The sequence below is a fragment of the Cupriavidus pauculus genome (assembly GCF_022179805.1).
Classification (GTDB): Bacteria; Pseudomonadota; Gammaproteobacteria; order Burkholderiales; family Burkholderiaceae; genus Cupriavidus; species Cupriavidus pauculus_E.
Genome location: NZ_BPUO01000007.1, coordinates 276,966 through 298,467, shown reverse-complemented (window position 1 = coordinate 298,467; position 21,502 = coordinate 276,966). Strand labels below are relative to the sequence as shown.

General features: G+C 67.5%; 23 protein-coding genes. 12 read left to right on the top strand and 11 right to left on the bottom strand.

The genetic code is table 11. The features are described from left to right. The first annotated feature begins 133 nt into the window (after window positions 1-133). From pxpB to pcp, 6 genes are read left to right on the top strand one after another with little or no spacing between them, the layout of a single operon-like run. Window positions 134-784, top strand: a complete 651-nt coding sequence (gene pxpB, locus MFF62_RS16725; protein WP_238264239.1) for a 5-oxoprolinase subunit PxpB — start codon at window positions 134-136, stop codon at window positions 782-784. Further along, entirely contained in the window at window positions 781-1,800 is a 1,020-nt protein-coding gene (locus tag MFF62_RS16720) for a 5-oxoprolinase subunit C family protein (RefSeq protein ID WP_238264238.1), read from the top strand. Before pxpB ends, MFF62_RS16720 begins: the two co-directional genes overlap by 4 nt. A 35-nt stretch (window positions 1,801-1,835) precedes the next feature. Next, complete coding sequence (pxpA, locus tag MFF62_RS16715) at window positions 1,836-2,573, top strand: 5-oxoprolinase subunit PxpA (RefSeq protein ID WP_238264237.1); 738 nt, start codon at window positions 1,836-1,838, stop codon at window positions 2,571-2,573. A gap of 54 nt (window positions 2,574-2,627) precedes the next feature. Then, window positions 2,628-3,368 carry a DUF969 domain-containing protein gene (locus MFF62_RS16710; protein ID WP_238264236.1) on the top strand — a complete coding sequence of 247 codons (741 nt, stop codon included), beginning with the start codon at window positions 2,628-2,630 and terminating at the stop codon, window positions 3,366-3,368. Window positions 3,369-3,371: 3 nt separating this feature from the next. Beyond that, complete coding sequence (locus tag MFF62_RS16705) at window positions 3,372-4,322, top strand: DUF979 domain-containing protein (protein WP_238264235.1); 951 nt, start codon at window positions 3,372-3,374, stop codon at window positions 4,320-4,322. A 10-nt stretch (window positions 4,323-4,332) separates the two neighbouring features. Next, window positions 4,333-4,989: a pyroglutamyl-peptidase I gene (gene pcp, locus MFF62_RS16700; protein WP_238264234.1), complete on the top strand. Its 657-nt coding sequence runs from the start codon at window positions 4,333-4,335 to the stop codon at window positions 4,987-4,989. Window positions 4,990-5,007: 18 nt separating this feature from the next. On the opposite strand, the gene MFF62_RS16695 is transcribed toward pcp, so the two are convergent. The 5 genes from MFF62_RS16695 to MFF62_RS16675 all read right to left on the bottom strand — a co-directional run bounded on the left by MFF62_RS16695 (window position 5,008) and on the right by MFF62_RS16675 (window position 10,036). Continuing rightward, on the bottom strand, window positions 5,008-6,288 hold the full coding sequence (locus MFF62_RS16695; protein WP_404990769.1) for a VanZ family protein: 1,281 nt from the start codon (window positions 6,286-6,288) through the stop codon (window positions 5,008-5,010). Between the two features lie 58 nt (window positions 6,289-6,346). After that, the gene (locus tag MFF62_RS16690; protein ID WP_238264233.1) at window positions 6,347-7,045 is read right to left on the bottom strand and encodes an ABC-type transport auxiliary lipoprotein family protein; all 699 of its coding nucleotides are present in this window, start codon (window positions 7,043-7,045) and stop codon (window positions 6,347-6,349) included. Between the two features lie 71 nt (window positions 7,046-7,116). Further along, entirely contained in the window at window positions 7,117-8,058 is a 942-nt protein-coding gene (locus MFF62_RS16685; RefSeq protein ID WP_238264232.1) for an MlaD family protein, read from the bottom strand. After that, on the bottom strand, window positions 8,058-8,909 hold the full coding sequence (locus MFF62_RS16680) for an ABC transporter ATP-binding protein (RefSeq protein WP_238264231.1): 852 nt from the start codon (window positions 8,907-8,909) through the stop codon (window positions 8,058-8,060). Before MFF62_RS16680 ends, MFF62_RS16685 begins: the two co-directional genes overlap by 1 nt. Then, window positions 8,906-10,036: an MlaE family ABC transporter permease gene (locus MFF62_RS16675; RefSeq protein WP_404990768.1), complete on the bottom strand. Its 1,131-nt coding sequence runs from the start codon at window positions 10,034-10,036 to the stop codon at window positions 8,906-8,908. Before MFF62_RS16675 ends, MFF62_RS16680 begins: the two co-directional genes overlap by 4 nt. Before the next feature lie 160 nt (window positions 10,037-10,196). Here MFF62_RS16675 and MFF62_RS16670 point away from each other — a divergent pair, with 160 nt between their 5' ends. From MFF62_RS16670 to MFF62_RS16660, 3 genes are all read left to right on the top strand, one after another. Then, window positions 10,197-11,075 carry a biotin--[acetyl-CoA-carboxylase] ligase gene (locus tag MFF62_RS16670; protein WP_238264230.1) on the top strand — a complete coding sequence of 293 codons (879 nt, stop codon included), beginning with the start codon at window positions 10,197-10,199 and terminating at the stop codon, window positions 11,073-11,075. Then, a complete protein-coding gene (locus tag MFF62_RS16665) occupies window positions 11,072-11,890 on the top strand; it encodes a type III pantothenate kinase (RefSeq protein WP_238264229.1) in 819 nt (272 codons plus the stop codon). The genes MFF62_RS16670 and MFF62_RS16665 overlap by 4 nt, the downstream gene beginning before the upstream one ends. A gap of 61 nt (window positions 11,891-11,951) precedes the next feature. Beyond that, window positions 11,952-12,701 (top strand): SPOR domain-containing protein, encoded by a 750-nt coding sequence (locus MFF62_RS16660; RefSeq protein WP_309295908.1) that lies wholly within the window; start codon window positions 11,952-11,954, stop codon window positions 12,699-12,701. 94 nt (window positions 12,702-12,795) lie between these two features. On the opposite strand, the gene rfaE2 is transcribed toward MFF62_RS16660, so the two are convergent. The 6 genes from rfaE2 to MFF62_RS16630 all read right to left on the bottom strand — a co-directional run bounded on the left by rfaE2 (window position 12,796) and on the right by MFF62_RS16630 (window position 18,480). Continuing rightward, window positions 12,796-13,290 carry a D-glycero-beta-D-manno-heptose 1-phosphate adenylyltransferase gene (gene rfaE2, locus MFF62_RS16655; RefSeq protein WP_238264227.1) on the bottom strand — a complete coding sequence of 165 codons (495 nt, stop codon included), beginning with the start codon at window positions 13,288-13,290 and terminating at the stop codon, window positions 12,796-12,798. 101 nt (window positions 13,291-13,391) lie between these two features. Further along, window positions 13,392-14,237, bottom strand: coding sequence for a ferritin family protein (locus MFF62_RS16650; protein WP_238264226.1), 846 nt, complete (start codon window positions 14,235-14,237; stop codon window positions 13,392-13,394). Window positions 14,238-14,369: 132 nt separating this feature from the next. Beyond that, entirely contained in the window at window positions 14,370-15,548 is a 1,179-nt protein-coding gene (locus MFF62_RS16645) for a patatin-like phospholipase family protein (protein ID WP_238264388.1), read from the bottom strand. Window positions 15,549-15,610: 62 nt separating this feature from the next. Next, entirely contained in the window at window positions 15,611-16,477 is an 867-nt protein-coding gene (locus MFF62_RS16640; RefSeq protein ID WP_238264225.1) for a PhaM family polyhydroxyalkanoate granule multifunctional regulatory protein, read from the bottom strand. A 53-nt stretch (window positions 16,478-16,530) separates the two neighbouring features. Then, the gene (locus MFF62_RS16635; RefSeq protein WP_238264224.1) at window positions 16,531-17,358 is read right to left on the bottom strand and encodes an enoyl-CoA hydratase/isomerase family protein; all 828 of its coding nucleotides are present in this window, start codon (window positions 17,356-17,358) and stop codon (window positions 16,531-16,533) included. Window positions 17,359-17,499: 141 nt separating this feature from the next. Beyond that, complete coding sequence (locus MFF62_RS16630; protein ID WP_238264223.1) at window positions 17,500-18,480, bottom strand: fumarylacetoacetate hydrolase family protein; 981 nt, start codon at window positions 18,478-18,480, stop codon at window positions 17,500-17,502. A gap of 114 nt (window positions 18,481-18,594) precedes the next feature. Here MFF62_RS16630 and MFF62_RS16625 point away from each other — a divergent pair, with 114 nt between their 5' ends. The 3 genes from MFF62_RS16625 to pcaD are packed head-to-tail and all read left to right on the top strand — an operon-like array spanning window position 18,595 to window position 21,335. Then, complete coding sequence (locus MFF62_RS16625; RefSeq protein ID WP_238264222.1) at window positions 18,595-19,467, top strand: IclR family transcriptional regulator; 873 nt, start codon at window positions 18,595-18,597, stop codon at window positions 19,465-19,467. 28 nt (window positions 19,468-19,495) lie between these two features. Beyond that, on the top strand, window positions 19,496-20,482 hold the full coding sequence (locus MFF62_RS16620) for a DUF3108 domain-containing protein (protein WP_238264221.1): 987 nt from the start codon (window positions 19,496-19,498) through the stop codon (window positions 20,480-20,482). 22 nt (window positions 20,483-20,504) lie between these two features. After that, window positions 20,505-21,335, top strand: a complete 831-nt coding sequence (pcaD, locus tag MFF62_RS16615; protein ID WP_238264220.1) for a 3-oxoadipate enol-lactonase — start codon at window positions 20,505-20,507, stop codon at window positions 21,333-21,335. The last annotated feature ends 167 nt before the right edge of the window (window positions 21,336-21,502 follow it).

The following is a 21,502-nucleotide window of genomic DNA, read 5'->3' as shown; positions in this document are numbered from 1 at the left end:
GAATTTATCGATAAATCGTCGATGAAATCCGATTGAGTCACTTCGGACTTCATCGACGAGTTCCGATCGTGGTCCTTGTGGCGCCTACACTGCATTGGACCAACGACTTTGCCCCCAACCTCCGAGCCCGCCCATGCCCCAATGCACCGTTCATCGCCTGGCCGAACAGGCGCTGCTCTATAGCGTTGCCCCGCCGGCGTCGCTGGACGTCCAGCGACGCATCTGGGCGATGGCCGAGCGCGCCGCCGACTGGCGCGGCGTGGTGGACGTGGTGCCGGGCATGAACAACCTCACGCTGACCTTTGACGACAGCGCCGACGTGGCCGCGCTGGAGCGCAACCTCAAGGTGGCCTGGGCATCGGGCGAAACGCGCAACGCCACCGGCAAGCTGGTGGAGATTCCGGTGCGCTATGGCGGCGAGTTCGGTCCCGACATCGCCGATGTGGCCGCGCATACGGGCCTGACGCCGCAGGAAGTGGTGCGCCGCCACGCCGCCGGCGAGTACGTGGTCTATTTCCTCGGATTCCAGCCCGGTTTCGCGTACATGGGCGGTCTGGCGCCGGAACTGGCCACGCCGCGCCGCCGCGAGCCGCGCCTGGCCGTGCCGGCCGGGGCCGTGGGCATTGGCGGCGAGCAGACCGGTATCTATCCGGCCGTGCTGCCGGGCGGCTGGCAACTGATCGGCCATACCGATGCGCAGCTATTCGTGGCCGATCGCGACCCGCCATCACTGTTCGCCCCCGGCGATACCGTCAAGTTCGTGGCTACGGAGGTGCTGCTGTGATCGAGATTATTCGTCCCGGCGCGCAGGCGTCGGTGCAGGACCTGGGCCGCGTGGGATTCCGCCGTTTCGGCGTGGGCCGTTCGGGTGCCGCCGACGGGCTGGCGCTGCGCATCGGCAATCGCCTGCTGGGCAACGACCCGAATGCGGCAGCAATCGAATTCACGCTGGGCCGTGCCGCCGTGCGTTTCGACGTCGACATGCGCGTGGCGCTGACTGGCGCCGAGTGCAGCGCGAATCTGGATGGCGTGTCGGTCTGGTCGTGGCACGCGTTCGACGTACGCCGTGGCGAAACGCTGACGCTGCCCGCGCCGCGCGGCGGCACGCGCACCTACCTCTGCGCGGCTGGTGGCATCGACGTGCCGCTGGTGATGAATTCCCGCAGTACCGACCTGAAGTCGAATTTCGGCGGTTTCGAAGGCCGCGTGCTGAAGGAATCCGACCGCCTGCCGGTGGGCCGCCCCGGCATCGACACCGACCGTGACTGGGTGGGCGTGGCCGCGCCGGGCTGGGCGCTGCCGGTGAACCGCGACGGCAACGCGCTGGTGATCCGCATGCTGGCCGGTCCCGAGTATCCCGATTTCGATGACGAGTCGCAGGCCGCGCTGTGGTCGGCCGAATGGGCCATCACGCCGCAAAGCAATCGCATGGGCCTGCGCCTGCAGGGCCCCGCGCTGGCACGCCGTGCCGACCGGTCGGGCGACCTGCTGTCGCACGGCGTGATGCCGGGCGTGATGCAGGTGCCGCCGAACGGCCAGCCCATTGCGCTGATGAGCGACGCGCAGACTACCGGCGGCTATCCCAAGATCGGCACCGTGATCGGCGCAGACCTGTGGCGTCTGGCCCAGGTACCGCTGGGTGGATCGGTGCGCTTCCAGCAGGTATCGATCGACGAGGCCGCCACGGCGCAGGCCGAGGTAGACCGCTACCTGCGCCAGATCGACCAGGCGCTGCGCTGGCAGGGCGACGGCATGCAGATTGCCGCGCGCCGGCGCACCACCACCAGATTCGTCGCCTAACTTTCATCCGCCCCCACAAATCCGGAGAACGTCCCATGCAAATCGACCTGAACGCCGACCTTGGCGAAGGCTGCGGCAATGACGAAGCGCTGCTCAAGCTGATCAGTTCCGCCAACGTGGCCTGCGGCTGGCACGCAGGCGACGCGGCCACGATGCTGCAGACCGTGAAGTGGGCGCTGGACAACAACGTGGCCATTGGCGCCCATCCGAGCTTTCCGGATCGCGACAACTTCGGCCGCACCGAGATGCAACGCGACCCCGAGGCCGTCTACGCCGACGTGCTGTACCAGATTGGCGCACTCGACGCGATGGTGCGCGCGCAGGGCGGCCAGCTGGCCCACGTGAAGCCGCACGGCGCGCTGTACAACATGGCCGTGCGCGACGCTCAACTGTGCGACGCGATCATCCGCGCCGTGCGCGACTATGACTCGGACCTGGTCTTCTTCGGCTTGGCCAACAGCCAGATGATCACCATGGCGCGCGACGTAGGCCTGCGCGTGAAGGAAGAAGTGTTCGCCGACCGCGGCTATAACCCCGACGGCACGCTGGTGAAGCGCGGCACGCCGGGCGCGCTGCACGACGACGAAGACGTAGCTCTGAACCAGACGCTGTCGATGATCCGCGACAAACAGGTGCGCGCGATCGACGGCACCTGGGTACCCATTCGTGCCGAAACCGTGTGCTTGCACGGCGACGGCGCTCACGCGCTTGCCTTTGCGCGCCGCATCCGGGAACGGCTCGGCGCTGAAGGCATCGCCATCCGGGCCAACTAGTCGGGGTTCAACCCCCGGCGTTGGCTTTGCTCCACCAGAAATCAGGTAAGTCCTATGCAATCGGCTGTCAATCTTTGGCCCCTGCTGGGGGTCGGCATCATCATCCTAGGCTTTGTTCTGCGGTTCAATCCCATGATGGTGGTGGCGGCAGCCGCCATCGTCACGGGGCTGGCCGCGTCGATGCCGCTGGAACAGATCTTCACGGCAATCGGCACGGCGTTCGTCAAGGCGCGCAATCTGCCGCTCATCATCCTGCTGCCACTGGCCGTGATTGGCCTGCTGGAACGCCACGGACTGCGCGAGCATGCGCAGGCGTGGATCTCGCGCATCGCATCGGCCACGGTTGGCCGGCTGCTGATCGTCTACCTGGCCGTGCGCGAGCTGACCGCCGCCATCGGCCTGACCAGCCTGGGCGGCCATCCGCAGATGGTGCGTCCGCTGCTGGCGCCGATGGCCGAGGGCGCGGCCGAGAACAAGTTCGGGCACCTGCCCGAGCCGGTGCGCCAACGCGTGCTGGCGTTCTGCGCCGCCACCGACAACGTGGGCCTGTTCTTCGGCGAAGACATCTTCGTGGCGTTCGGTGCCATCGCGCTGATGCACACGTTCCTGCTGTCGTCGAACATCGACGTCGAGCCGTTGCACATTGCCGTGTGGGGCATCCCCACCGCGATCTGTGCGTTCCTGATCCACTCCGTGCGCCTGAAGCGCCTGGACATGTGGCTGGCACGTGAACTCGGCGGCAAGCAACCGGCCGCCGCGCCGGCCACGGCCACTGCGGCAGCAAAGGGGGAGTAAGCCATGATCGTATCGATCGAATACCTGTACTGGCTGGCCGGCTTTGTCCTGCTGATCACCGCCCTGATGACGTTCACGGACAAGACGCATCCGCGTCGGCTGTCCACGGGGCTGTTCTGGCTGCTCTACGCCATCATCTTCCTGATTGGCGACAAGATTCCGCCTGCCATCGTCGGCGTGGGCGCCGTGGTGATGGCGCTGATCGCCGGGCTGGGCGGCGTGGGCCATGGCAAGCACGGCACGCTGCCGGAAGACCAGCGCCGCGCCAGCGCCAAGCGCCTGGGCAACAAGCTGTTCATCCCCGCGCTGCTGATCCCGCTGATCACGGTGCTGGGCACGGTGCTGTTCAAGGACGTCAAGATCGCCGGTCTGCCGCTGCTCGATCCGAAGAACGTCACGTTCGTGTCGCTGGGCATCGGCTGCCTGGTGTCGCTGTTCGTGGTGTGCTGGCTGACGCGTGACACGCCGGCGCAGAGCATGCGCGAATCGCGCCGCCTGATCGAATCGCTGGGCTGGGCGCTGGTGCTGCCGCAGATGCTGGCCATGCTCGGCCTCGTGTTTGCCGATGCCGGCGTGGGCAAGGCGGTGGCGCACCTGACCACCTCGTACATCAACATGGACTTCAAGTTCGTGGCCGTGGCGGTGTACTGCGTGGGCATGGCGCTGTTCACGGTGATCATGGGCAACGGCTTTGCCGCGTTCCCGGTGATGACGGGCGGCGTGGGCGTGCCCATCCTGGTGGGCATGTTCAACGCGAACCCGGCCGTGATGGCGGCCATCGGCATGTTCTCGGGCTACTGCGGCACACTGATGACGCCCATGGCGGCCAACTTCAACATCGTGCCCGCCGCGCTGCTGGAACTCGAAGACAAGAACGCCGTGATCCGGGCGCAGGTGCCTACCGCGCTGGCTATCCTGGTTGCCAATATCTTCCTGCTGTACTTCCTGATGTAAGGAAATTGCGATGTCCACCCGTACTGTCCTGCTGACCGGCTTCGAGCCGTTCGAACAAGAACCGATCAATCCTTCATGGGAGGCGGTACGGGCGCTCGATGGCGAGCGCATTGGCGACGCAGTGGTCGTGGCGCGCCAGTTGCCGTGCGTGTTCGGCAAGGCCATCGACGCGCTGGACGCGCTGGTGGCATCGCTGAAACCCGACGTGGTGATTGCCGTGGGCCAGGCCGGCGGCCGCACCGAGATGTCGATCGAGCGCGTGGCGATCAACGTGGACGATGCGCGCGTTGCCGACAACGCCGGCGCCCAGCCCATCGACACCACGATTGCGCAAGGCGGCCCGGCCGCCTACTTCTCGACGTTGCCGATCAAGGCCATCGTGCGCGACCTGCGCGCGGCCGGCGTGCCGGCGATGGTGTCGCAAACCGCCGGCACCTTTGTCTGCAACCACGTGTTCTACGGGCTGATGCATACGCTGGCGCAACGCCAGGCAACGGCCACGCGTGGCGGCTTCGTCCACATTCCCTATCTGCCCGAGCAGGCTGCACGCCATCCGGGTGCGCCGAGCCTGGCGCTGGATACGCTGATCGCTGGCTTGCGCGTGGCCGTGGCTACGTCGCTGTCCACCGATACCGATATCCGAGAGCAGGGCGGCCAACTCCACTGAGCGCCGCCCGCTTTTTCTTCAAGGCTGTTTCGATTCCTGTCGGCCCTCGGTGGCCGCCGCCACCGCGCGTGCGGCCGCTCGCCGGAGCGCGCGCTTCTGCAGGCGTCGCCGCAGCGTGATCTGCTCGAAACGCCAGATCACGTAGGTGAAGGCCAGGAACGGCCAGAACCATCCCAGCCATTGCGCCAGGCTGTTGAAATGGATGAAGCGGCCCATGCGCCAGCCCTGCTCGGAGATCCACGCGTAGGGGTTGGGCGGCAGCACATTGGTCAGCACCACCAGCGCCGCCAGCGCCAGCATGGCCAGCACCGCGCGCAGCCAGCGCGGCAGGCGCAACAGCAGCACCAGCACCAGCGAACTGGTCAGCAGCGCAAAGCGCCCACCCTCCGATAGCCAGTTGAACGCGTTGTCATCCGGAAACTGCAACTCCGCCACGCTGGCCTTGATGATCAGCGCGGCGGTCAGCAGGCCGGCCAGGATCCGCAGCATCGGCGCGGTGCGCCGCATTGCGATCGATGCGAACAGGCCCGTGCCGATCCAGCTACATGCCGTCACCATCGTTTCCAGCAGCAACTGATTCTGCAGGTCGTCGGGCTTCAGGTTGATGCTGTCCTGCCATGCGATCAGCGCCGGGAAGTAGGCCTGCACCCAGGCCATCGGCCACGAGTCGGGGTCGGTCAGCCATTCGCGCACGATGCCGCCCATGCCGAACAGGTGCTCCTGCGGAAATACCTGCGCAAACGGCCACAGCATGATCAGCACGATGGCAAAGCTGGCGTGGGGCTCGAACCACGTCAGGCGCAGCCGGGTCAGCGTGCCGCGGTCGATCAGCGCGGCCGTGAACGGCGCCACCATGGCAGCACCCAGCAGCGCGCCCAGCGCATTGGTGATCAGGTCGATATTCGACGAGATCCGTGTGGGCAGCCAGGTCTGCAGCGCCTCCATCACCGACGAGAGCAGCGCACCGGCCACCAGCGCGATCAGCGTGGCGCGTGCGCCGGACACACGCGGATGCAGCGACAGCACCACCAGCGCGCCAAACGGGCAGTAGCCCAGCACATTGGTGAGCAGGTCGAATTCGGTGATGTAGCGCGGCTTGGGTGCGGTCACGAACGCGAACGGCGAGATGCCGTTGTTCACCCATCCAGAGAACGGATACAGGCTCGCGTAGACCACAAGCAGCGTGAAACAGATCAGCCCCACCCGTGCCAGCGGCGAATGACGCGGCATCCAGCCCTCCAGCTCCGGCGGATGCGGGGCTTGCGGGGGCGACGGCGGCAGGGGGGTGTCCAATGCCATGACTGCGTGAAACCCTTACGGTCCGATTCGCACTATAGGCGCTCTATCGATCCGCCGCTCACTGGCGCGGCGGCGCGGCGCGCGGCGTGTCATCGGTGGGCAGCGGCACGCTGTTGCGCCCCGGCGGATTGGCGCTGGGCAGCGGCGCCGGGCCGGTGGCGGCGGCGGCTTCCAGCGGCAGCGCGGCGGCCCAGTCCAGGATGGCCGCGATCACCGCGTCGCTGCTGGCCGACAGTGCCTTGACGCCGCCAGCCCCGTCGGCGCTCGGCGCCGGCTGCTCGGCCACGAACGTCTTTTGTCCGATCAGTCCCTTGTGGAACACCGTGGCGCGCGCACGCACCACGCCGCGGCTGCTGGTGGCCGAATCGAAGACTTGCTCGAAGCCCAGCAGGTCCACCTTGATCGCGGGCACCGTGGTGTCGCCGTACCACGTCAGTTCGCCGCGTCCGGACACGGCGCTGCGCAGGCGGTCGTCGAACAGGCGTGTGGGTGCATCGACCCAGCGCTGCGTCGAATACGCCTGCAGCCGCTGGGCCTGGCTGTATTGCAGCCGGTAGTAGATACCGCGGCTGTCCATCCACGTTGGCCCATCGGTCTCGGCCACGCGCAGCTTCGGCAGGCGCGCCGGCGGTTGCGATGGCGCGGCGGCCAGCGGGCCCAGGTCGTAGGTGGTGGTGGGCTTGGACGACGACAGCACGCTGCAGCCGGACAGCGCAACCAGCATGGCCAGCGCGGCAAGGGCGGAGACGGTTCTCATGGCGGATTCCCGACGGTGGTTCTGACGCATGGCGCAAGGGGCGATGGCGCGATGGAGCATGGCGGCGCGGCTCATGGCGAGTTGAAGCCCGGCTCGCCGGGGCCCGGTGTCTGCGGCGACCCGCCAAACAGCACGCTGCTGGGCTGGTCGTTGAACTGGCCGGCCGCGCGGTCGATGCTGCGTGCCGTCTGGCGTGCGTCGCGCGCCAGGCCGTTGATCTGCGGCAGCGTTTCCTGCGTGAAGATGCCGGCAGCCCGCTGCAACGAATCGGCCGCGCCCTGCATGTTCTCGCCCACGCGATTCACGGTGCTCATGACCGTGCCGTTCGGGCTGGCCAGGTCATCGGCCAGCCGGCGCGTGGAGACCAGCGTGGCATTGAGGTTATCCACCGCCTGCGGCAGACGCGCCACGGCGGGCTGCAGGGACTTGGCCAGCTTGGAGTAATCCTCGGCGGTCTGGTGCACGGACTTGATGGCCAGCATCAGCTCGTCGCGATTGGTGGTCTGGAACATCTCGTTGAGCGACGACATTAGCGTCTCGGTCTGGGTCAGCAGCGAGTCGCCGCGCTTTTCCAGTTCCTCGAAGAAGCCGGGCCGCATCACGATGCGCGCCGGCTCGCGCGCCGACGTATGCAGCCGTGGCGAACTGGTGCCGGCGCCTTCCTCGCGCGCGGTGTCATCCAGTTGCACATAGGCAATGCCGGTCACACCCTGGAAGCCCAGCGTGGCATAGCTGGTGCGCGTGATCGGCGTGTCCTGGTTCACGGTGATGCGCACGATGATCTGGCCCGGCACCTGCGGATCGAACTTGATCGATACCACCTTGCCCACGTCCAGGCCGCGATACTTCACGTCGGCCTGCGGCCCGAGCCCGTTCACCGTCGACCGCGTGATCAGGTCGTACGGCACGCGCACGGCGTGGTCGCTGCTGAACCAGAACAGCGAGAACAGCACCAGCACCGCCAGGCCGATGGTGAAAACGCCGGCCAGGAAGGCGTTTGACTTGTTTTCCATCAGGCTTCTCCGGTTGGCGCGGCGGGGCTGCCAGGCCCCTGGAGGGCGGGCAGTGCCTGCAGCGCGCGCTGGGCGCGGTCGCCCAGGAAATATTCGCGTATGAAAGGATGATCGACCTTGATCACCTCGGGGATCGGCGCGGCCGCCAGCACCTTGTGGTCGGCCAGCACGGCCACGCGGTCGGACAGCGCCACCAGCGTGTCCAGGTCGTGCGTGATCATGACCACGGTCAGGCCCAGCTCGCGCCGCAGTTCCTGGATCAGGGCCACGTAGTCGTCGGAGGCCATCGGGTCCAGACCCGCCGTGGGTTCGTCCAGGAAGACGAGTTCCGGTTCCAGCGCCAGGGCACGTGCCAGCGCCACGCGCTTGATCATGCCGCCCGAGAGGTCGGACGGCATCTTGTCGGCATCGCGGGCAGACAGCCCCACCAGTTGCAGCTTCAGCAGCGATGCCTGGCAGATCAGGTTGTCTGGCAGCGCGCGCATCTCGCGCAGCGGCAGCGCGATGTTGTCGATCACGGACAGTGCCGAGAACAGCGCACCGCGCTGGAACTGCAGCCCCCAGCGGTTGCGCAGCGCCTGCAGTTGCGCCGCGTTCAGCGCGGCGGGGTTCTGGCCAAAGACCTTGATGGTGCCCGAGGTGGGCCTTTCCAGGCCGACGATCTGGCGCAGCAGCACGGTCTTGCCGGTGCCCGAGCCGCCCACGATCGACAGCACCTCGCCGCGATAGACGTCGAGATCCAGGCCGTCATGCACCACGTTGTCGCCATAGCGCTTCACCAGGTGGCTGACCTCGATGATCTTCTCGCGCGGCGCGTCGGGCCCGGGGTTCGGAGCGGTGGTGGCAGTCATAGGCCGACGTTCTTGAACAGGATGGCGAAGATCGCGTCGGCCAGGATCACGACGGTGATCGACGTGACCACCGACGCCGTGGTGCCTTCGCCCAGGCTCTGCGTGTTGGGCTTGATGCGCAGGCCGTAGTGGCAGGCCGTGAGCGCGATCAGCATGCCGAACGCCACGCCCTTGCCCAGCCCCAGCCACAGGTTGGCCACGGGCACCGCATCGGGCAACTGGCGCAGGAAGAATGAATAGCTGATGTCGAGCTGGTAGCGTGCCGCCACCATGCCGCCGGCCAGCGCCATCACGTCGGTCCAGGCCACCAGCAGCGGCATCGAGATGGCCAGCGCGATCACGCGCGGCATGATCAGCCGGAAGCCGTGCGAGATGCCCATCACGCTCATCGCGTCGAGTTCCTCGGTCACGCGCATCACGCCGATCTGCGCCGTGATGGCCGAGCCTGACCGGCCGGCGATCAGAATGGCGGCCAGCACCGGACCCAGCTCGCGGATCACGGCCATGCCCAGGATGTTGACGATGAAGGTGCTGGCGCCGAACGTGCGCAACTGGTTGGCGGACAGGTAGGACAGCACGATACCGATCAGGAACCCGACCAGCGCCGTGATGCCCAGTGCCTTGTACCCGACGTTGTAGATGTTGGCCGAGATCTCGCGCCACGGGCCGCGTTGCGGCGCGCGCAGGAATCGCAGCAGGTCGAACGTGAGCTGGCCCAGCATGGTCACGCCGTTGGCTAGCTGCGCGAACAGCGACAGCAGCGCGGCGCCGAGCATCGTCACCGGGTTGAAGCGGTCGACCATCGTCTTGCGCCAGCCGTCGGTGCGCAGGCCCTCGATGCGGGCGAACACGCGGCGCTGGCCTTCATTGATTTCCACGCGCTCGGGCATGCGGCCGTTCCAGGCCTGCCAGATCAGTTGCGCGCCGATATGGTCAAGGCGCGACACCCCGGCCAGCGACCACTGCGCGTGCTGGGGTGCCTCGGTCAGTTCATGCAGCTGCGCGCGCAGCCCGCGTGCCTCATGGCAGCCGGCAAGCGCGATGGCCGTCCAGTCGCCGTGCAGTTGTATGCTGCAGGCGCCGTCCTGGCGCGAGATATCGATGGCGGGCGTCGGCTGGCGGTCCAAATGAAGGCGATGTGATGGCTGAGTCTCGATTCTATGCTACCTGTCGGAGTGGCGCGACCAGACATCCGCTGACACGGCCACAGCTACAATCTCGGCAGACTTCGCCGCGCCGGATGGGTTCCCCTTCCGGTTCGAATCAACGATTCCTCTTGCCGTCCCCATGCCAGACTTGCCTGAAATTCCGCCCGCCCGCGCCATCGATGCCGCCGCCTTGCCGGCCTGGCGTATCGACACCGGCGCCCTGCGCCGCGCGCTCGACGGCGGCCCGGCGCACGCATGGCAGGTGGAGGTCGTGGAGGAAACCGGCTCGACCAACGCCGACCTGATGCAGGCTTGCCGCCAGGCGCCGTGGGACGACGAAGCCGCCCGGGTGCGCGTGGCCTACCGGCAGACAGCCGGGCGCGGCCGACAGGGGCGCCCCTGGCAGGGCCAGGCCGGGCTGACGTTCTCGGTGGCCATGCCGCTGGCGCTGGCGCCGGCCCGGCTTAGCGGCCTGAGCCTGGCGGTGGGGCTGGCAGTGGCCCAGGCGCTGGAAGACTGCGACGCGGCCTGCGGGCCGCGCGTGGGCCTGAAGTGGCCCAATGACTTGCAGATCGATGGCCGCAAGCTGGCCGGCATCCTGATCGAATCGGTGCCGGCAGGGCCGCAGCGGCTGTGGGCGGTGATCGGCATCGGACTGAACCTGGTGCGCGATGCGCGCATGGAGGCCGCGCTGGGCCGCGATCTGGCGGGCGTGGCCGAGACGATGGCCGCTTTCGATGCGCAGCGCGATCCCACGCGCATCCTGGGCGCCGTGCTGAACCGGCTGGCGGGCATGCGCGCGGTCTTCCTGGAGCAGGGCTTTGCGCCGCTGGCACCGGCGTGGTCGTCGCGCGACGCGTTCCGCAACGAGCCGGTGCGGCTGCTGCATGACGGGCAGGTGCTGGCCGAAGGGCTGGCGCGCGGCGTCGATAGCGACGGCCATCTGCTGCTGGAAACGGCCGATGGCCTGCAGCGTATTACCAGCGGCGAGGTATCGCTGCGCGGAGCCGGCGCATGAGCACGCTGCTGATCGATATCGGCAACACGCGGCTCAAGTGGGCGTGGTGCGACGACGGCCAGCCTCCGGCGACGGCCGGCACGCTGCCCACGCCGTGGCAACACGCGGGCGCGGCCACCCATGCAGCGCCGGCCGAGCGCGCAGCGCTGCTGGGCACGTGGCAGCGGCTGGCGGGCGGCCGCGCGCCGTCGGTGTGGATCGCCAACGTCGCCGGTCCCACGCTGGCCGCCGAGGTCGATGCGCTGCTGGCCGAGGCTTTTGGCACGGTCGCGCTGCAATGGGTACGCACCACGGCCGCCCACGGCAGTCTGGTGAACGGCTATCGCGAGCCCACGCAGCTTGGCGTGGACCGCTGGGTCGGCAGTATCGGCGCCCATCGCTGGCTGCCCGGGCAGACACTGCTGATCGTGACGGCCGGCACCGCCACGACGCTCGACATCGTGACCGCCACCCCCGACGGCGCCCGCTTTGAGGGCGGGCTGATCCTGCCGGGGCTGCAACTGATGCTGGGCACGCTGGCGCGTAACACGGCCCAATTGCCCGAACTCGACGTGCTGGACACCGGCGCGGGCGCCGCGCGCGCGGTCCGGGCGTTGGGCGCAGACAACACTCACGATGCCATTGCCGCCGGCTGTCTGGCCGCGCAGGCCGGTGCCATCGAGCGCACATGGCGTGTGCTGGCCGAACGCGGGCCGGTCAGCTGTTTGCTGTCCGGCGGGGCGCGCGTGGCGGTGGCCAACGCACTCGCGATGCCGTGCGAGATGCACGATAATCTTGTGCTGCTTGGGTTGCATGCGATGGCCATGCCGGCCTGAGCGAAACCGACCCCCACCTTTCCCTTTTTCATCCATGTCCCGGCGCGGCCAAACTGTCCTGTTGCTGATCCTGCTGATCGCCAATGCATTGCTGCTGGCCGCGCTGCTGGGTGTGTTCGGGCCACAGCCACTGGCCGGCATGCTGGAAAGCCCGCGCGAGCCGCAACGCGTGGACCAGCAGGTCCGGGGAGAGCGGATGGAATTGCTGCCGCGTAGCGACGGGGCGTCAGCACCGGCGCCCGCACCACGCAGCGCGGCGCCCGTTGCTGCCGACGTGACCGTAAAGCTGGCCGCCGCGCCGGCCGACAGTTGCATGGAGATGGGCGGCTTCACGGCGCAGACCGTCTTGCGCGCCCGCGACGATCTGGTCGCCATCGCGGCCGGTTCGCCGCTGCCGGTGGAGCAGTTCGAGCGCAGTGAACAAGCGCGCTGGTGGGTGCACCTGCCGGCCCAGGCCACGCGCGAGAACGCCGACCGCAAGCTGGCCGAATTACGCCGGCGCAAGGTGACCGATGTCTCGGTGGTCAACGTCGAAGACCCCGAGTCGTACACGGTATCGCTGGGCCTGTTCCGCGAACGCGAGCGGGCCGACAAATTCCTGGAAGGGCTGCGCGCGCAGGGCGTCCGCACGGCCCTGATCAGCGACGCGCCCCGGCCCGTATCACGCCAGTGGCTGCGCGTGGCGCATGCCGACGATACGGTGCGTGCGCGAATGGATGAAGTTCGGCTGCGCTACGGCGGCGAGGTGCTGCAGGCTTGCAAGGGGATGACGCAGGCGCGTGAGGGTGGGGCGGCTGCGCGGGCGGGGTGATTGCTGTCTCCCGCCTTAGTCTTTCTCCCCTCTCCCGCAAGGCGGGAGAGGGGCCGGGGGAGAGGGGAGAATAATCAGAGCGGCAAATATCGCCTCAACCGTGCGCCCGCACCTTCGTCAGCAGCTTGGTCGTCGAGCGGTCGTGCAGGAACGGAATCGCGTACGCCTGGCCGCCCCAGCTGCGCACCAGGCGCGTTTCTTCCAGCGTGTCGATGTCGTAGTCGCCGCCCTTCACATAGATGTCCGGACGCACCAGGCGGATCAGTTCCACCGGGGTTTGTTCGCGGAACATCGCCACCAGGTCCACCGAGGCCAGCGCGGCCAGCAGTGCCATGCGGTCTGCCTCGTGATTGAGCGGGCGGTCGTCGCCCTTGCCCAGCATCTTCACCGACGCGTCGCTGTTGACGCCCACCACCATGCTCGCGCCCAGTTCGCGCGCCTGCGCCAGGTACGTGGCGTGGCCGCGATGCAGGATGTCGAACACGCCGTTGGTAAAGACCAGCGGGCGCGGCAGGGCGGCCACGGCGGCGTGCAGCGCGGCGATGTCGTCGGCGGGAACCAGCTTGGATTCAAAGGCGGGTGCGGTCATGGAATGCGTCGGGAAAACGTCGGGAAGAAGGGGTGGGCACCAATGAAAAACCCCATCGTATCCGATGGGGTCTTGTCACAGCGGCGCGGAACCGGCAAGCGTCAGGCCTGGGCGGCCTGCAGGTTGGCGTTCAGTTCCTTGCGGTAGCGGTTCAGGTCCTGCACCGACTCGAACGTGCGTTCGAACAGCAGCGACATGTTGTGCAGGATCCGTTCGATGACCTTCTTTTCCCAGATCTCGTCAAAGCGGATCTGTTCGTCGAGCCAGTGTTCGAGCCAGTCCGGGTCCGGCAGGCGCGATTGCACCGTGTCGTTCGGGAACAGGGCCTTGTTCACGTGCAGGTTGGTCGGGTGCAGCGGCTTTTCCGTGCGGCGGGCCGACGCCATCAGCACGCCGATCTTGGCGAACGCGGCGCGGGCGGAGTCGCCAAACTGGGCCAGGTACTTCTTCATGTAGCGCAGGTAGGCGCCGCCATGGCGGGCTTCGTCCTGCGACAGCGTGCGGTAGATGTGCTTGATCACCGGTTCCGAGTGCCATTCGGCAGCGCGGCGGTACCAGTGGTTCAGGCGGATCTCGCCGCAGAAGTGCAGCATCAGCGTTTCCAGCGGCGGGGCCGGATCGAACTCGAAGCGCACCGCATGCAGCTCTTCCTCGGTCGGCACCAGGTCCGGACGGAAGCGGCGCAGGTACTCCATCAGCACCAGCGAATGCTTCTGTTCCTCGAAGAACCAGATGCTCATGAATGCCGAAAAGTCCGAATCGTGACGGTTGTCGCGCAGGAACATCTCGGTAGCGGGCAGGGCAGACCACTCCGTGATTGCATTCATGCGGATGGTCTTCGCCTGGTCGTCGGTGAGCAGGCTCGGGTCAAAGGTATCCCAGGGGATGTCCTTGTCCATGTGCCAGCGGACCGCTTCCAACGATTTGAACAGTTCGGGGTAGAGCATGCTAAGCCTTTGAAATTACGGGCGGATTCTACCAGACAGGAATCATTCTCGAATGATTTCTCTACTCCGTTTTAGCCCGGATGCCAAGGATTGCAACAGCCGGCGGGCCTTGGGGGGCGGAAAGTGGTGTGGCTACGACACCTCGGACATTTCCTGTGTCGCCGGCTTGGTTTCCGGCACCACGCCGTAAAGAAAGGCCGCGATCTCGTCGGCCTGGGCGGCAGCGTCGCGTTCGCCCAGGGCCAGCAGCGCCTGGGTGAACTCGGGTTCGAACAGCAGGTAGCTGGCAAATGCGGCACCGCGCGCCTCGGTGCCGCCAAGTGGCGACAACAGCGCCCGCACCGTGCGTGGCAGCCGGTGCAGGTGTTCGGCGGCAATCGCCTCGATGGGCTCGCTGGGCGAAATCGTCATCACCTGCACGGGGCGCCAGCCTTCGGCATCGTTGGCCATCTCGGGCATGCGCGACAGCAGCCGGTTGATGTGCATGAGCCGCTCGATGTCGGCCTGCAGGCCGTCGAGGAAGATGCTGGCCAGCGCCTGGCCGCCCACCTGCGCCAGCGACGGATAGCCGCCCGACGGCACCGTGTCGAACCATCCCGGACGCTTGCGCGAGGCGGCGCCGATGGCCAGGACGCGCGACGCGCCCAGGTGGATGGCGGGAGAAAGCGGCGACATCTGGCGCATCGTGCCGTCGCCAAACCATTCGTGATGGCCTTCGAGTTCCAGCGGCATGGCCGGGAACAGGAACGGGATCGACGACGAGGCCAGCAGGTGGTCCACGCCGATGGTGGCCTCCACGGCCATGCGCTGGCTGCGCTGCCACGGATGGATGCGGCGGTGCGACTGGTAGAACGTGACGTGGCGCCCGGTGCTGTAGGACAGCGCCGTGACGGCAAACGCATGCAGCGCGCCGCTGTCGAGGCTGGCCTGCACGCGCTCGGGTTCGAACAATTCGGTCAGAAAGCTGCCAAGCGGCGCGTTGTCGAACAGTGCGCGCGGCGAGCGGCGCGTGATCCAGCCGAAGGCCAGCGACGACAGCCAGCGCGCGCCCGATACGCCCATCTGGACCACATCGGTGCGGTAGACGTCGTCGGTGTGCAGGCTATGCCAGAGCGCCGCCAGGGTGTCCGCGGCCGTGCGGAAGTCGGCGGCGCCGGTGGCCAGCCCCGCGCCGTTGATGGCCCCGGCCGACGTGCCGGCGATGATGCCGAACGGCAACGGGCAATGGTCCAGCCCATGCCGCGCCGCGATCTTGGCGATGCCGGACAGCACGCCGGCCTGGTAGGCGGCCCGGGCGCCGCCGCCCATCATCACCAGCGCCGTGTTCTGCCGCTGGTTGGCGCGTGCGAATGCGCTGGCAGGGGCGGCCGTGGTCACTCGACGGTGTCTCCGGTGTCTGTGGCAGGCGGGCTGGCGGTTGGGGTGGCGGGTGGGGCTTTCGCACTGCTCTTTGCCGCAGCCTTCTTGGCCGGGGCCTTCTTCGCAGCCGGCTTCTTCGCGGGCGCCTTCTTCGCCGCCGGCTTCTTCGCAGCCGGCTTGGCAGGCTTCGCGGCAGGCGGCTCGCTCTTTACGCCAGGCTCCACGCCTTGGGCGCCAGGCGCCATCCCACCGAACCCGGCCACGCCGCCGAAAGGATTCACACCCGCCGCGCTGGCCGCTGCCGCACCGCTGGCGATCTGCGAGAACTGACGTTGCAGCATGTCCCACCAGAGCGAGGCATTGGGCGGCATGGGCGCCGGACCCGGATCCGCGCGCTCGCCCGTGTCCTCCGCGCCCTCGGCATCGGCGGCGGCCGCCTCGGGCGGTGCGTCGATGTCGTCATCGTCGGGCTCATCGTTCTCGGCGTCGGCCTGTGCCTCGGACACGGTCTGGCTGGTGCCGAACGGGTGGGGATGCTGCGGCGGATGCGCGCTGGGCGCGTTGGCGGCGCGCGCGACGTTTTCCATCGCGTTCTGCATCGCCTCGGGCGACAGGGCATTGCCGAACGTCTGCAATGCCACGAGGGTGGCGCGCTGTACCTCCAGGCCCTGGATCGTGGTGCGCAGCAAGTTGGTATTCAGCTGGAGCCAGCTTTCCACGGACTTGAGATCGTGGATGCGCTTGTCGACCTCATCGAGGTCCATTGGCGGCGTCATCACGTTCAAGCCCGGCATCAGGCCGCTGGGCATGCCGCTGCCCGTGGCCCAGAGCTTGCGCAGGAAGTCGAAGCTGTTCGAGAAATCGGGGATCTGTCCAAACATGGTCGCGGCACTCCAATTTGCAGGGGCCGCCCGATGCGGGGCGTGGCGGCCGGTTACCGGAATTCGGGCGGCCGCTTCTGGCGCAGGCTCGCCATGCCTTCGTGCACGTCGGGGCCGGCAAAGCCCATGAATTCAAGCGCCAGCGAGGTATCGAACGCGGGACCGGCCATGCGCAGCCAGTTGTTCAACGCATACTTGGTCCAGCGGATGGCGGTCTGCGACCCCGCCGCCAGCCGGTTGGCCACTTCGAACGCCTTGGCCACCAGTTCGTCTTCTTCCACCGCCAGCGATACCAGGCCGATCCGCTCGGCTTCCTCGCCGCTGACCGACTCGCACAGCATCAGATAGTACTTGGCCTTGGCCATTCCGCACAGCAGCGGCCACACGATGGCCGCATGGTCGCCGGCGGCCACGCCCAGCCGCGTATGGCCGTCGACGATGCGTGCCGACTTCGACGCGATCGAGATATCGGCCAGCAGGCCCGCCACCAGCCCCGCGCCCACGGCCGGCCCGTGCATGGCCGACACGATGGGCTTGTCGCAGTTGATCACGTTGTAGACCAGGTCGCGCGCCTCGTGCCAGACCCGCGTGCGGGTTTCGAAGTCGTTGGCCATCTCCTCGACCAGCGCCAGGTCGCCGCCTGCAGAGAAGCCCTTGCCTTCGCCACGGATGATCGCCACCCGGATATCGGGATCGGCCGAAATGTCGCGCCAGATCTCGGCGAGTTCGCGGTGCATGCTGGCGTCGGCCGTGGCCAGCTTCTGGTTGGCCGACTGGGACGCGCCCATGATCACTTCGAGCACCGCGCCGTGGCGGCGCAGCGTGAGGGCCTGGTAACGGGCCAGGCGGGGGGAGAGCGTGTTGGCGTCGGTGGTGGTCATGGGGCGGCTTCCAGGTTGATCCGGCCAGGCAAAAAAATTCCCCGACCGGTTGGTCGGGGAATTATAGGCCGATCCCGCCGGCTGCCGGCAACCCCGGGTTTGGCCCGATGCCGCCCGGCTGGTGCCACCCGCCGGTGCGGGTCAGCGCGTGGCCACCACCTGGTCGATCGCGCCGAAGATCGACTTGCCGTCGGCGTCGAACATTTCGATGCGCACGGCGTCGCCGGCCTGCATGAATTCGGTCACCGGCTTGCCCTTTTCGATGGTCTCGATCATGCGTTTTTCGGCAATGCAGGCGTACCCCTTGCTGCGGTCGACGTTCGAAATCGTGCCCGAGCCGACGATGCTGCCCGCGCGCACGTTGCGCGTCTTGCAGATATGGGCGATCAGCTGGCCGAAGTCGAACACCATGTCGGTGCCGCAGTCGGGCGAGCCCACCTTCTTGCTGTTCCAGTGAATGATCATGGGCCGGTGGACCTTGCGGTCCTTCCAGGCGTCGCCCAGTTCGTCGGGCGTGACTGCCACGGGAGAAAACGCCGTGGCCGGCTTGCTCTGGAAGAAGCCAAAGCCCTTGCCCAGCTCGGCCGGAATCAGGTTGCGCAGCGACACGTCGTTGACCAGCAGCACCAGGCGGATGTTTTCGGCGGCCTGGTCGGGCGAGGCGCCCATGCGCACGTCGCCGGTGATCACGGCCACCTCGGCCTCGAAGTCGATGCCGAATGACACGTTGGGGCAGACGATGTCGTCCTGCGGGCCGATGAAGTCGTCGGAGCCGCCCTGGTACATCAGCGGATCTTTCCAGAACTCGGGCGGCATCTCGGCGCCGCGTGCCTTGCGTACCAGCTCCACGTGGTTGACGTAGGCCGAGCCGTCGGCCCACTGGTAGGCGCGCGGCAGCGGCGCCATGCAGTCCTTGGGCTGGAACGGGAACGGGTGGCGCGCGCGGCCGGCGTTCAGTGCGTCGTAGAGGTCCTGGAGCTGCGGCGCGTAGAAGTGCCAGTCGTCCAGCGCGGTCTGCAACTTGCCGGCGATATCGGTGGCGTAGTGCGCGGTCTTCAGGTCGCGCGAGACAACGACGAGCTGGCCGTCGCGCGAGCCGTCCTTCAGGGTGGCGAGTTTCATGCGAAATCGAACATTGGCAGAAATGAATGGGCGGTAGTCTACCGGAGCGGCGCCGGGTCACGCCCGGCGTTGTATAGAATGGCCGGCATCACATTCCAGTTTCCCGACTCACGCATGACCGCAGTGGACGACGACGATTCCCGCGACGATGAACGCAACGACGACGGCCGCGACGACGCCAAACGCGCCGGCATCCAGTCCATCGAGGTCGGGTTCCGGCTGTTGCAGGCGCTGGCCGCGTCGCCGCGCGCGATGATGCTGCGCGACCTGGCCGCCGCCGCCGACATGAACCCGGCCAAGGCCCATCGCTACCTGGTCAGCTTCCAGCGCCTGGGCGCCGTGGCGCAGGATGCCGTGAGCCAGCGCTACGACCTGGGGCCGTTTGCGCTGCAGCTCGGGCTGGCGGGGCTGAACCGGCTCGATCCGGTGCGCAAGGCCCGGCCCATCCTGTCGCAGTTGCGCGACGAGATCGACCAGACCGCGGGCATTGCCGTGTGGGGCAACCACGGGCCCACCATCGTGCATTGGGAAGAGTCGAGCCATCCGGTCAGCGTGAGCCTGCGTCTGGGCGATGTGATGCCGCTGCTCAACTCGGCCACGGGGCGGCTGTATGGCGCCTACCTGTCGCGGCGGCAGACGCTGCCGCTGATCGAGCGCGAGCTGGCAGCACGTGGCGATGCGGGGCTGTCGGACATGCCGGCGTCGCTGGCCGAATACGATGCGATTTGCGCGGCCGTGCGCGAGCAGGGCGCGGCGCGTACGCGCGGTGGCGTGCTGCCCGGCATCAACGCCATCTCGGCGCCGGTGTTCGATGCCAACGGGCATTTGTCGATGGCGCTGATCGTGCTGGGCGCGCAGAGCGTATTCGATGCAGAATGGGGCGGTGCGGTGGACCGCCGTGTGCGCGATATCGCGCGGCAGATTTCGTCGGAACTTGGTTATCTTGGCGACAACCAACCGTCCGGACGGGACGGAGACCCCTCGTAGCAAACGTCCGCGGCGCCTGCGCCGCTGGATGGCGGTGATCGCCCTTGTGGCGATCGCGCATGTGCTGTTGCTGTTTGGCCTGATGCGCGTGCCGGTGCCGACCCTGCCCGCCATGCGCGACGCGCCGACCGTGGAGGCGGTGCTGCTGCCGCCGCCCAAGCCTGCCGCGCCGCCGCCTCGCGCGGCCCCGCCGCGCCCCAAACCGGCGCAGGCGCCCACGCCATCCCCCGAATCGATCCAGGAGCCGTCGGCGCCCGCGCTGGCCACGGCCGACAGTGGCGACACCACCGCCAATGTGGGCGCGGGCGGCACGGGCACCGGCAACGCCGCTGCGCCGCCTGCCGCGCCGTCTGAGTCTCCCGCGCCGCCCGCGCCGCGCTACAGCCCGCCGGGTTCGGTCACGATGCGCTATGCCAGCTTCGTCAACGGCGTGCAGAACCCGGACGGCATCATCCGCTGGGAACAGGACGGCAAGCACTACAAACTGGCCATTGAAACGCGCATCTTGTGGTTCCGCTTTGTGTTCCAGAGCAGCGGCGACATGAGCGATCGCGGCCTGGCGCCCACACGCTATGAAGAGGCTCGCCGCAGCAAGGTGGAGGTGGCGCGCTTCGACCACGCCGCGAACACGGTCGTGTTTGAAACGCGTGGCGGACAGGTGGCGATGCCGACGGCCTTCCAGGACCGCTTCAGCATCTTCCTGCAACTGGTGGGCTGGGCGCGCGGCGACCCCCAGCGCTATGTCACGCCCGGCGCGACCGAGTCGTTCAACGTGGCCGATACCCGCGAAGTGGAGCCCATGCAGATTCAGTACGTGGGCGACGAGGATGTCGATATCGGCACCGACGTGGTGCGCGCGCGACACTTCGTGCGGCTGCCACGCCACCCCAATGACAAACGCCGCGTGGAAATCTGGCTTGCACCCTCGCTGAACTGGATGCCGGCACGTCTTCGTCAGACGGAGCCCGATGGCACTCAGATCGATCTCGTCTATCGTAGTAGTGATGGGCGGTGATGCCGAGGCGGGAGACTGCAACATGGCTGACACATTGGCGCAGCGAATCAGGGCCGGCGATGTCCAGCTCCAGGTGCGCACCGATGGCCAGGACGGGCCATGGGTCGTGCTGATTCACGCGCTAGGTGCGAATCTGACTTTGTGGGATGAGACGGCGCGGCATCTGGCCAGCCGCTACCGCGTACTGCGCATGGACCTGCGCGGGCACGGCGGCAGCGACGCACCGGTGGGCGCCTACACCATGGTCAGGCTGGCCGACGATGTGGTGGCGCTGATGGACGCGCTGGATATCGGGCAGGCACATGTATGCGGTGTATCGGTCGGCGGCATGGTGGCCCAGACGCTGGGTGTGCGGCATGGCGGCCGGCTGCTGTCGCTGACGCTGGTGGACACGATTCACCACACGCCGATGGCGGCGCATCCGATGTGGGCCAACCGGATCGGGCAGGCCGAGGCGCATGGCATGGCAGGTATGGTCACGTCGACGATGGAGCGGTGGCTGACGCCGTCGTTCCGCGAGCGGCGCCCTGACGAAGTGGAACGGATCGGGCGGATGCTGCTGGGCACGCCGGTGCAGGGCTATGTGGGAGTGGCGCAGGCCATTGTCGCGTTCGACCTGGCCGATGCAATTGGCCGCATCCACTGTCCGACGCTGGTGGTGACGGGGGCGGACGACGAAGGGGCTCCGGTGTCGATGGCCCAATCCATTGCGGAAAAGATTCACGGTGCGAAGCTGGAGGTGTTACCTGACGCTGCGCACTTGTCGTTTATCGAACAACCGGAACGCTTTCTTGCGATCTTCGATGCGTTCCTGGGGCATGCCGCATGTGGCGGACAGTGTGATATTCCGTGACGCCATTGGGAAGATCGCAACACAGTGGTGCACGGCGCTCAAGAAACTTGCGGCGAGCGCCGATGCTCAAAGATACGAGGGCAGCAAAGGCACGCAAGGTTCGTCCGGGTAGTAAAACTTGAATTACGGACGACTACCCTCAGCTTGGAGAGGAAATCGCGTCATCC

Bases quoted from the DNA above. Each gene is read 5' to 3' on its own strand.
- pxpB (WP_238264239.1), top strand. From the start codon at position 134: ATGCCCCAATGCACCGTTCATCGCCTGGCCGAACAGGCGCTGCTCTAT.
- pxpA (WP_238264237.1), top strand. From the start codon at position 1,836: ATGCAAATCGACCTGAACGCCGACCTTGGCGAAGGCTGCGGCAATGAC.
- MFF62_RS16710 (WP_238264236.1), top strand. From the start codon at position 2,628: ATGCAATCGGCTGTCAATCTTTGGCCCCTGCTGGGGGTCGGCATCATC.
- MFF62_RS16705 (WP_238264235.1), top strand. From the start codon at position 3,372: ATGATCGTATCGATCGAATACCTGTACTGGCTGGCCGGCTTTGTCCTG.
- pcp (WP_238264234.1), top strand. From the start codon at position 4,333: ATGTCCACCCGTACTGTCCTGCTGACCGGCTTCGAGCCGTTCGAACAA.
- MFF62_RS16695 (WP_404990769.1), bottom strand. From the start codon at position 6,288: ATGGCATTGGACACCCCCCTGCCGCCGTCGCCCCCGCAAGCCCCGCAT.
- MFF62_RS16690 (WP_238264233.1), bottom strand. From the start codon at position 7,045: ATGAGAACCGTCTCCGCCCTTGCCGCGCTGGCCATGCTGGTTGCGCTG.
- MFF62_RS16685 (WP_238264232.1), bottom strand. From the start codon at position 8,058: ATGGAAAACAAGTCAAACGCCTTCCTGGCCGGCGTTTTCACCATCGGC.
- MFF62_RS16680 (WP_238264231.1), bottom strand. From the start codon at position 8,909: ATGACTGCCACCACCGCTCCGAACCCCGGGCCCGACGCGCCGCGCGAG.
- MFF62_RS16670 (WP_238264230.1), top strand. From the start codon at position 10,197: ATGCCAGACTTGCCTGAAATTCCGCCCGCCCGCGCCATCGATGCCGCC.
- MFF62_RS16665 (WP_238264229.1), top strand. From the start codon at position 11,072: ATGAGCACGCTGCTGATCGATATCGGCAACACGCGGCTCAAGTGGGCG.
- rfaE2 (WP_238264227.1), bottom strand. From the start codon at position 13,290: ATGACCGCACCCGCCTTTGAATCCAAGCTGGTTCCCGCCGACGACATC.
- MFF62_RS16650 (WP_238264226.1), bottom strand. From the start codon at position 14,237: ATGCTCTACCCCGAACTGTTCAAATCGTTGGAAGCGGTCCGCTGGCAC.
- MFF62_RS16645 (WP_238264388.1), bottom strand. From the start codon at position 15,548: ATGATGGGCGGCGGCGCCCGGGCCGCCTACCAGGCCGGCGTGCTGTCC.
- MFF62_RS16640 (WP_238264225.1), bottom strand. From the start codon at position 16,477: ATGTTTGGACAGATCCCCGATTTCTCGAACAGCTTCGACTTCCTGCGC.
- MFF62_RS16635 (WP_238264224.1), bottom strand. From the start codon at position 17,358: ATGACCACCACCGACGCCAACACGCTCTCCCCCCGCCTGGCCCGTTAC.
- MFF62_RS16630 (WP_238264223.1), bottom strand. From the start codon at position 18,480: ATGAAACTCGCCACCCTGAAGGACGGCTCGCGCGACGGCCAGCTCGTC.
- MFF62_RS16625 (WP_238264222.1), top strand. From the start codon at position 18,595: ATGACCGCAGTGGACGACGACGATTCCCGCGACGATGAACGCAACGAC.
- MFF62_RS16620 (WP_238264221.1), top strand. From the start codon at position 19,496: ATGGCGGTGATCGCCCTTGTGGCGATCGCGCATGTGCTGTTGCTGTTT.
- pcaD (WP_238264220.1), top strand. From the start codon at position 20,505: ATGGCTGACACATTGGCGCAGCGAATCAGGGCCGGCGATGTCCAGCTC.